The organism is Micromonospora maritima, assembly GCF_902825405.1.
Classification (GTDB): Bacteria; Actinomycetota; Actinomycetes; order Mycobacteriales; family Micromonosporaceae; genus Micromonospora; species Micromonospora maritima.
Genome location: NZ_CADEAU010000222.1, coordinates 1 through 8,647, shown reverse-complemented (window position 1 = coordinate 8,647; position 8,647 = coordinate 1). Strand labels below are relative to the sequence as shown.

The 8,647-nt window shown below is 75.3% G+C and carries 9 protein-coding genes; 3 read left to right on the top strand and 6 right to left on the bottom strand.

What is annotated here, in order from left to right:
• From HUW36_RS19280 to HUW36_RS19265, 4 genes are all read right to left on the bottom strand, one after another.
• Positions 1-1,221, bottom strand: a 1,221-nt coding sequence (locus HUW36_RS19280) for a hypothetical protein (protein WP_174529453.1), incomplete at its 3' end; no start/stop codon positions are given.
• Between the two features lie 107 nt (positions 1,222-1,328).
• Positions 1,329-2,291: an anti-sigma factor RsbA family regulatory protein gene (locus tag HUW36_RS19275; RefSeq protein ID WP_174529452.1), complete on the bottom strand. Its 963-nt coding sequence runs from the start codon at positions 2,289-2,291 to the stop codon at positions 1,329-1,331.
• The gene (locus HUW36_RS19270; RefSeq protein WP_174529451.1) at positions 2,288-3,115 is read right to left on the bottom strand and encodes an MEDS domain-containing protein; all 828 of its coding nucleotides are present in this window, start codon (positions 3,113-3,115) and stop codon (positions 2,288-2,290) included. Before HUW36_RS19270 ends, HUW36_RS19275 begins: the two co-directional genes overlap by 4 nt.
• Positions 3,116-3,171: 56 nt before the next feature.
• Positions 3,172-3,687 (bottom strand): 2'-5' RNA ligase family protein, encoded by a 516-nt coding sequence (locus HUW36_RS19265; RefSeq protein ID WP_174529450.1) that lies wholly within the window; start codon positions 3,685-3,687, stop codon positions 3,172-3,174.
• An 87-nt stretch (positions 3,688-3,774) separates the two neighbouring features.
• Here HUW36_RS19265 and HUW36_RS19260 point away from each other — a divergent pair, with 87 nt between their 5' ends.
• Positions 3,775-4,281, top strand: a complete 507-nt coding sequence (locus HUW36_RS19260; RefSeq protein WP_174529449.1) for a mycothiol transferase — start codon at positions 3,775-3,777, stop codon at positions 4,279-4,281.
• On the opposite strand, the gene HUW36_RS19255 is transcribed toward HUW36_RS19260, so the two are convergent.
• Complete coding sequence (locus HUW36_RS19255; RefSeq protein WP_174529448.1) at positions 4,268-5,245, bottom strand: glycoside hydrolase family 88 protein; 978 nt, start codon at positions 5,243-5,245, stop codon at positions 4,268-4,270. The genes HUW36_RS19260 and HUW36_RS19255 overlap by 14 nt on opposite strands.
• A gap of 105 nt (positions 5,246-5,350) precedes the next feature.
• On the opposite strand from HUW36_RS19255, the gene HUW36_RS19250 reads away from it, so the two are divergent.
• Both HUW36_RS19250 and HUW36_RS19245 read left to right on the top strand, forming a co-directional pair.
• Positions 5,351-5,734 (top strand): SCP2 sterol-binding domain-containing protein, encoded by a 384-nt coding sequence (locus HUW36_RS19250; protein ID WP_174529447.1) that lies wholly within the window; start codon positions 5,351-5,353, stop codon positions 5,732-5,734.
• Positions 5,731-7,812: an amylo-alpha-1,6-glucosidase gene (locus HUW36_RS19245; protein WP_174529446.1), complete on the top strand. Its 2,082-nt coding sequence runs from the start codon at positions 5,731-5,733 to the stop codon at positions 7,810-7,812. The genes HUW36_RS19250 and HUW36_RS19245 overlap by 4 nt, the downstream gene beginning before the upstream one ends.
• A 10-nt stretch (positions 7,813-7,822) precedes the next feature.
• Here the strand turns inward: HUW36_RS19245 and HUW36_RS19240 are convergent.
• Positions 7,823-8,647: Pr6Pr family membrane protein (locus HUW36_RS19240; RefSeq protein WP_246248227.1), on the bottom strand; the 825-nt coding region annotated here is incomplete at its 5' end.

Below are 8,647 nucleotides of genomic sequence, written 5' to 3'. Positions count from 1 at the left end.
GGCGGTCTCCCCGCCGCCCGCGGCGGCCGCCATCACCGCCGCCGCGGCCAGGTCGGCGACGCGCTTGGCCTCCCGCTGCACCCGGGCCCGGGTCTCCTTGGCGTGCTGCTCGGCCAGCTCCGCCGCGCGTCGCGCCTCGTCCAGCCGCTTGGTCTCGGCGGCCAGGTCCCGACGTACGCCGACCAACCGCTCCTCCAGCTCCGCGCCGGCCCGCTCGATCGTGGCGATCTCCCCGCGGGTCTCCTCCAGCTGCTTGCCGACGGTCTCCAGCTCGGACGTCAGCTGGGCCAGCGCCTCCTGCCGCTGCTGGACCTCCCGCTGCACGGTGGCGAGCTGCTCCTGGTGCGCCACGGTCTCCTCGTCGGCCCGCGCCCGCACCTCGGTGGCGTACTGCTGGGCCTCGGCGACCAGGGCGGCGATGTCCCGCTCGGCGGCGCTCGCCCGGTCGGCCAGCTCCTGCTCGGCCGCGGCCCGCCGCTCGTCCAGCTCACGCGCCATGGTGGCCTGCCACTGGGCCAGCTCCTGCTGGGCCTTGCTGCGGGTGGCCTGCACCTCCTGCTGGATCTGGGTGCGCGCCGCCTTCACCAGCGCCTCGGACGCGGACCGGGCCTGCTCGACCTGCTGGGCGCTCTGCTCGGTGAGCCGCTTCGCCTCCTGCTGGGCCCGGTCGTGCGCGGCCTGACCCTCGGTGCGCAGCTTCTCCGCCAGCTCGCGCACGGCGGTCAGCTCCGCCTGCGCCGCGGTCCGCCGCTCCTCGTCCGCCCGCTCCTGTTCGGCCCGGCGGGCGGACAACTCCTCGTCCAGCTCGCGTCGCTCCCGGGCGGCCTGCTCCTGGGCGGCGGTGAGCAGCTTCTCCGCCTGCGCCTGGACGTCGTCCGCGCGCCGGGTGGCCATCTCGGTGATCTGGCCGGCCTGCTTCTCGGCCAGGTCGAGGATCTGGTCGACCATCGGCCCGAGGTCGCGGAACGAGGCCCGGTCCACCGCGGTCGGGCGGTCCCGCAGCTCGACCGCCTCGGCCTGCGCCCGCTGCACCTGCGCGGTCAACTCCCGCACCTGCGCGTACGCCCGGTCGCGGGCGGCGGTCAGCGCGCTCACCTCGCCGTCCATCTGCTCGACGTACCGGTCCACCTGACGCTTGTCGTAGCCGCGCAGCGCCGGATCGAACCGGGGGCGCGCGGACACGTCGTCGTGGGGTGCGAACGGTTCCTCACCGTTGGACATGCGCCATCCTCCGTGGGTTCGCCAGCGCCAGGCCGCAGGGCACGATGAGGCGCTACGGTACCGCGTCCGCGCGCGGGCCTCGCCCCGCCCCGCCCCTGATCCGCCAGTCAGACCGGGAAGTGTGGATTCCCGACCGTCAGGCGGATGGTGAACCCGTCGGCGTCCCGGTGGTGCGTCACGTGATGACAGCTCTGGTGGCTGATCCACAGGCCCAGGCCGCCCTCGCTGCCGTCGCCCGCCGGCAGCAGCCCGGCGTACGGGTCCTTCGGGCCGGGACCGCGGTCGTGCACGGTCACCACCATCCGGTCGGGCGCGCGCCACAGCCGCAGGCACACCGGCGCCGTGCCGTGCCGCAGCGCGTTGCTGACCACCTCGCTCACGGCGATCACCAGGTCGTCGAGGTCGTCGGGCGGGAGCCGGCCGGCGTCGGCGGCCCGGACCGCGTCCCGGGCCTGGGCGGGGGTCAGGTCGACCAGCTCGACCACCGGGACCGTGTGCTGCACCGGGTCGAGCGGCGCGGGACGGCACTCGGCCAGATAGGTCGCGGGTTCGGTGTAGACGTCGGTCGGCTCGTGTCGGCCGTCGGACAGGGCGAGTCGGGGATGGGTGCGGGCCACGTCGGCCAGCACGTGCGGCGGCGCCACCCGGCGGTCGTAGGCGCACAGACCCCAGAGCGGGAAGTCGTCGTAGACGTGGTTGATCGCCGACTCGTAGCGGGCCCACGCGTCCCAGGTCGCGCCGAGCAGCAGCGGCGGCAGCTCGCCGACCATCCGGATCTGCGACGTGCCGGTGGCCGCGAACGAGGCGAACAGCTCCCGGTAGGCGCGGATCGCGGCGGTGGGTCGGGCGTAGACGTCGCCGCCCGGCAGGAAGGTGACCTCGGTGCCGGCGGGCAACGCGCGCCGCACCAGCTCGGCGTTGCGCACGTCCAGGCTCACCGCGGTGAGCTCGCCGGCCTCGATCCCGCCGAGCAGGAACGGCAGCACCACGGCGAGCAACTCGTCGTCGGAGTCGTAGAGCAGCGCCTCGTGGACGTAGCCGGTGTGGCCCGCGCCGGCGCCGGTCCTCATCGGACCACCTCCACCAGGAGGCCGGTCAGACCCAGCAGCTCCACCAGCCGGGCCGGGGCCCGGTAGCGGGTGCGCAGCACCGCCACCGCGTCCCGACGGCGGGCATGGTCGCGCAGGTGCAGCAGGCTGCGGTGGTCGACGAAGCGCAGGTGGGACGCGTCGAACACCAGCCGGCCCGCCACCGGTCGCGGGTCGGCCCGCTCCAGCGCGGTGGCGAAGAGCCGGTGGTTGGACGGGTCCAGCTCGCCGCCGAGGGCCACCGCCGCGTCGTCGCCACCGGCGTGCAGCCGGAACAGCACCTCGGCGTTGGTCTGCGCGTGCATGCAGGCCAGCTCGGCGATCGCCGCGTCGTCGAGCACCCGCCGGTCGTAGGCGCAGACCGCCGACATCGGCCGGTGCCGCATCCAGTGGTCGATGCGGTGCTCGTAGCGGGCGAAGGCGTCCCGCTGGGCGGCGGTGCGCACCAGGCCGGTCGCCTCCGCGACCACCCGCAGGCCCGTGTAACCCGCGGTGAGCGCCTCGGTGGTGGCCCGCACGTACGCCCGGACCTGCTCCCCGGGATCGGCCACCTCGTCGTGCCGGTAGGCCTGGCCCACCGACAGCAGCCGCACGTCGCCGCGACACCGGGCGGCGGCGAACCCGGGCACCGACGCCAGCCGTCCGGTGACCACCTCGGGCTCCTCCGGACCGACCAGCCAGACCTGCTCGCCGGCGGCGAGCCCGGCGGTGACCTGCTCGACCTCCAGCGCGTGCCGCACGGCCGGGTCGGCGTACGCGAGGCAGCCGTGGCCGTAGCCCGGGCCCGTCACGTCTCCGCCGGTCACCGGCTGCACCTCATTCGCCCAGTCTAGGCCCCGTGGCGGGCGGCCGGCCGTCGCGGTCAGGGCAGCGGGTGGGAGATGTCCCGGGCGTGGTCGGTGACCGCGGCGCCGACCACGGTGGCGGTCAGCGGAAGCACCTCCAGGCAGCGGCGCACCGCGGCGCCCATCAGCGGGTTCGGCACCCGCATGGAGAGCGTGCAGTGCGGTACCCAGCGTCCCGGCCGGTAGTGCTCCACCACGCCGACCCCGGCCCGGGCCAGCCGCTCGTGCACGTCCGCGTGGTGGGCCAGCAGCTCGGGTGTCGGCGCCGGCCCGAGCCACAGCACGCGTCCGACGAACTGGCCGGCGTGCTGGAACTCCAGCCGCAGCGGCGCGGCGACCACCGTCCCGGCGAGCGCCTCGGCCACCTGCCGCGGGTCCAGTCGGGGCGCGACCGCCAGCGAGACGTGCGGACGGTGCCGCTGGGCCAGCAGCGAGCGCATGCTCGGCACACCCTCGGACTCCAGCAGGTCCCACAGCACCCGGACCCGCCGGGTGGCGTCGGTGTCGAGATACAGCTCCAGCGCCGCGACCACCCGATCACCCTAGAGCCGAGGTTTGCCCCGCCCGCTGGGCGGTACTGCCCCGGGGGACGGTACGAGACGGTGGGGGAGTGAGGCCACGTGGACGTCAACGATCTGCTGACCGAGGGGTACGGGCGGCTGCCCGACCTGGTCGCCGGCGCGCTCGACGGGCTCGACCCGGAGCAACTGCGGCAGGCCCCGGCGGACGGGGCGAACCCGGTCGGCTGGCTGGTCTGGCACCTGACCCGGATCCAGGACCACCACCTCGCCGACGTGATGGGCGAGGAGCAGCTCTGGGCCGGCGGGGACTGGGCGCGGCGGTGCGGCCTACGTCCCGACCCGGACGACACCGGCTACGGCCACGGCCCGGAGCAGATCGCCGCGGTCCGACCGGACGACGGCGGCGTGCTGCTCGACTACCACCGCGCGGTGGTCGACCGCAGCCTGGCGTACCTGCGCGGGTTGGGGCCGGGCGATCTGGACCGGGTGGTGGACGAGAACTGGGACCCGCCGGTCACCCTCGGCGTGCGGCTGGTCAGCGTGCTCGACGACGATCTCCAGCACGTCGGTCAGGCCGCGTACGTGCGCGGGCTCATCCGGGACTGACCGCGTCCCGGGCGCGGCGCAGCGCGGCGTGCCCGAGCAGGTGACAGGCCTGCGCCTCGGGGGAGGTGCCGGGGCCGGCGAAGTCCGGTGCCCCGCTGGCCCCGGTCACCCGCCCGCACCCGTCGACGCGACGGGCGGCGGCGGCCAGCAGGTCCGCCCCCACGTCGAGCCACGACCGCGACAGCCAGCCGTCGGCCACCCCGGTGAGCGCCGCGTACCCGAGCAGTTGGGCCGTGTTGGCCTCGCGGAACGTGCCCGGGTCGTCGAGCACGTCGGGGAAGAGCCCGTCGTCGGTCCGGTACGCCAGGCAGGCGGTGAGCACCTCCTCGGCGTGCCCGGCCAGCTCGGCGCGGAGCCCGGCCGGCCAGTCCGCCCCGGGGCGCAGCGCCCGGGCGATCCCGGCGACCACCCAGCCGTTGCCGGTGCCCCAGGGCTCCGGGCGGTCCAGCTCGTCCCGGTCCTCGTCCCAGCGGGCCGCGTACAGGCCGGTGCGGGGGTCGTGCAGCCGCCGACGGTGCCCGTCGACCTGCGCGGCGGCCAGCTCCGGGTGACCGGTCAGGGCCAGCAGCGGCACCGTCATGTAGATCGTGTCGGCCCACACCTGCCGGCCGTCGAGCAGGTGGAACAGCGTGCCGTCGGTGGCCCGGGGCGCCCGGCGCGCCAGCCAGTCGAGCTGCGCGTGCAGCGCGTCGGCGTACCTCGGGTCCCCGGTGACGGTGGCGGCGTGCCGGACCACCTCGCCGCAGGCGGCGCCGTTCACCGCGCCCACCGAGCCGGGCGACTCGCCGAGCCGACCGTCCGGTCGCCGGCGGGTCACCGCCGCGTCGGCGACCAGCACCGCCGCCTCGGGCAGGCCGAGGTCGAGCAGCGCCTGGCCGGTGATCCCCTGCTCCCAGGACTCCCGCTGCATGGTCAGCAGCGCGAGCAGCACCCGGTCGGCGGTGGCGTCCCCGGTCGTCCACATGACCGTCCGGTACCCGGTGCGGACACCCGGCTCACCCGGATCGGGTGAGTTCGCCTCACCCCGCCCCCGGGGACCCTGCGGGGACGGCACGACGAGGAGGACCGGATGAGCGTCTCCGCCGCGGAGCACCTGGCCCGAGGAGCGGCCGGCCGGCACCCGGAGCTGCCCGAGACCACCTCGGGAACGATCCGCCTGGACCTGCGGGACGGTGGTCACACCGACCACTGGTACCTGACCATCGACCGGCAGGACGTCCGGGTGGACCGCCTGGCCGAGGAGGCGGACCTGGTCGTCCGCGCCGACCGGGAGGTCTTCGACCGGATGGCTACCGGACGCCTGCACCCGGCCGCCGCGCTGCTGCGCAACGACCTCACCGTGCAGGGCGACCTGAAACTGCTGCTGACACTGCGCCGGCTCTTCCCCGGCCCGCCGGACGCCCGGCACCCCCGGGACGTGGCCGGCTCCCCCCACCGGCCGGTGGCGCGATGAGGCAGGAACTGGTCAACGTGCTCGCCGGCAACGCCTTCGCGATGAGCGACGCGCAGGGCGACATGGAGCCCGACCCGGCCGCCCCGATCGGCCTGTTCTCCTTCGACACCCGGTTCCTGTCCCGGTGGGTGCTCACCATCGACGGCGAGCGGCTGCACGCCTTGTCCCGGGACGAGCTGACCTACTTCGAGACCCGCTTCGTGCTCGTCCCCGGCGCCGCCAGCCACTACGTGGACGCGGACGTCTCGGTGATCCGGCACCGCTCCATCGACGAGGCGTTCCACGAGCGGATCACGGTGCTGAACCACACCGCCGAGCCCGCCGAGTTCACCGTGCGGATGGAGATCGGCAGCGACTTCGCCGACACCGCCGAGATCCTGCGACCCGCGTCGCGCGAGCCGGTCGTCGTCGCCGACACCGACCGGCGCCAGCTGCGGATCCGCTACCAGCGCGACCGGTTCACCCGGGAGACGGACGTCACCAGCACCGTGCCGGTGGAGGTCGACGGGCGCGGGATGACGTTCCGGATCCGGGTCGAGCCGAACGGCGAGTGGCACACCGACCTGCACGTCGCCATGGTCATCCACGGCGCCGGCGGACGCGACCTGCGTGCCGACCTCGAGTCCCACCGCAAGCGGGTCCACGACGACATGCGCGCGGACCTCGCGCACTGGTTCGACCAGGCACCGCACCTCGTCGCCGACCGCAAGGCCCTCGGCGCCGCCTACCGGCAGGCGTTGGCCGACCTGGCCGCGCTGCGTTACACGCCGCTGTCGTACACCGACCGGGTGCCGGTCGGCGGGTTGCCCTGGGCGATGACGCTCTACGGCCGCGACGCCCTGGTCACCTGCCTGGAGACGCTGGCGTTCACGCCCGAGCTGACGCCGGCCACGCTGCGTATGCTCGCGCTGCTGCAGGGCGGCCAGCTCGACGACTACCACGACGAGGAACCCGGCAAGATCCTCAGCGAGCTGCGGTACGGCGAGGCGGCCGCGTTCGACGAGCAGCCCACCGCGCTCTACTACGGCGCCGCCGACACCACCCCGCTCTTCGTCGTGCTGCTCGACGAGTACGAGCGCTGGACCGGCGACGCCGACCTGGTCCGCCAGCTGCGCCACCCGGCCCGGATGGCGCTGGACTGGCTGACCGACTACGGCGACCCGTACGGCGACGGCTACCTGCGCTACCAGCCGCGCAACACGGTCAACGGGGTGGCGAACCAGACCTGGCGGAACTCGCCGCACGCGATCGTCGACCGCACCGGCGTGGTGCCCCCGTTCCCCCGGGCCACCTGCGAACTCCAGGGGTACGCGTACGACGCGCGGATCCGGGGCGCCCGGCTGGCCCGGGAGTTCTGGGACGACCGGGAGTACGCCGAGCGGTTGGAGGCCGACGCGGCGTGCCTGCGCGAGCGGTTCAACCGGGACTTCTGGCTGCCGCAGCGGGGCTACTACGCGCTGGCCCTCACCCCGGACGGCGAGCCGGTGGACGCGCTCACCTCCGCTCTCGGGCACCTGCTGTGGAGCGGCATCGTCGAGCCGGACCGGGCCGACGCGCTGGCCGCGCACCTGTGCGGGCCGGACCTCTTCTCCGGCTGGGGCGTCCGCACCTACGCCGACGGCCAGCGGCCGTACAACCCGGTCGGCGCGCACCTCGGCGCGGTCTGGCCGTCGGACAACGCGCTCGTCGCGGCCGGCCTGCGCCGGTACGGCTTCGACGCGGAGGCGGCTCAGATCGCCGCCGGCGTGTTCGCGGCGGCCGAGACGCTCGGCGGATCGGTCCCGGAGGTGATCGCCGGCTACCCGCGCGCGCTCACCAGGTACCCGGTTCAGCTGCCGGCTGCGGGCCGCCCCCAGTCGTGGGCCTCCGGCGGCCTGCTGATGCTGCTCTCGACGATGCTCGGGCTGCGCCCGTGCGGGGAGAACCTCCTGGTCGACCCCGCGATCCCGACCGGCTACGGCCGGATCGAGCTGCTCGACGTGCCCGGTCGCTGGGGACGGACGGACTCGTTCGGCCGGGAGCGGGGCGTGGGCCGGCGGATCCGGGCCGGCGCGGCGGACGTCGGCGGCGTCGCCTGACGGCTGCCGCTCAGCCGGACCCGGTGGGCTGCCGTGCCGCCGGGTCGGGCCGTGCCGCCGGGTCGGGCCGTTCCGCCGGGTCGGGAGTCGGCTGCGCCGGGCCGGCGCCCCGACGTCGGGCGAGCAGCCGGTCGACGCTCACGAAGAGCAGGCCCAACAGCCAGAACGCGACGGCGAACCCGACCGCGCTGACCCCGACGCCGTCGTAGCCGAGCTGTCCCGCGTCCAGGAACGGGTACGGGTAGCGGCGCACGACCAGCCCGCGCACCAACGCGAACCCGAGGTACGCCAGCGGGAAGACCAGCCACCAGGCGGCGTACCGGGGACGCAGCCGGCCGCGCCTGTCGAACAGCGCCCAGTCGGCGACCGCGAGCAGCGGCACCACGGTGTGCAGGAACTGGTTGCCCCACCACTCGCCCGGCTCCCGGTGCGGCTGGACCATGGCGAAGGGGCTGGCCGGGTTCGCCAGCACCAGGTGGTAGACGGTGCCGGTGATGGTGATGTAGAGCGTCACCGCGCCCTTGAGCGCGCTCGGCGGCTCGGGCCGCTCGCGCAGCGCGCACCAGGCGGTGTAGCCGGCGAAGACGCCGACCGCCACGTTGCTCTGGATGGTGAAGTACGGCAGCAGGCCGGTGACCGTGGCTGGGCCGAGCGCGGTCAGCACGATGCCGGCCACCACGCCGAACACCACGGCCAGGCGCAGGAGGATCGCCAGTCGGCGACGCCGGGGGGTCACCGGGGCACGGTAGCAGCCGGTCGTCAGCCGGCCCGCCGGCCGGTCGGCGGGCCCGGCGGATGGTCGGTGCCGGCCGGGGTGGTCGCTGCCGGCGGCGGC

What these genes read in the sequence shown, in the direction of transcription:
- HUW36_RS19255 (WP_174529448.1), bottom strand. Translation starts at nt 5,245, where the DNA reads ATGTGGACGACCGGGGACGCCACCGCCGACCGGGTGCTGCTCGCGCTG.
- HUW36_RS19245 (WP_174529446.1), top strand. Translation starts at nt 5,731, where the DNA reads ATGAGGCAGGAACTGGTCAACGTGCTCGCCGGCAACGCCTTCGCGATG.
- HUW36_RS19275 (WP_174529452.1), bottom strand. Translation starts at nt 2,291, where the DNA reads ATGAGGACCGGCGCCGGCGCGGGCCACACCGGCTACGTCCACGAGGCG.
- HUW36_RS19250 (WP_174529447.1), top strand. Translation starts at nt 5,351, where the DNA reads ATGAGCGTCTCCGCCGCGGAGCACCTGGCCCGAGGAGCGGCCGGCCGG.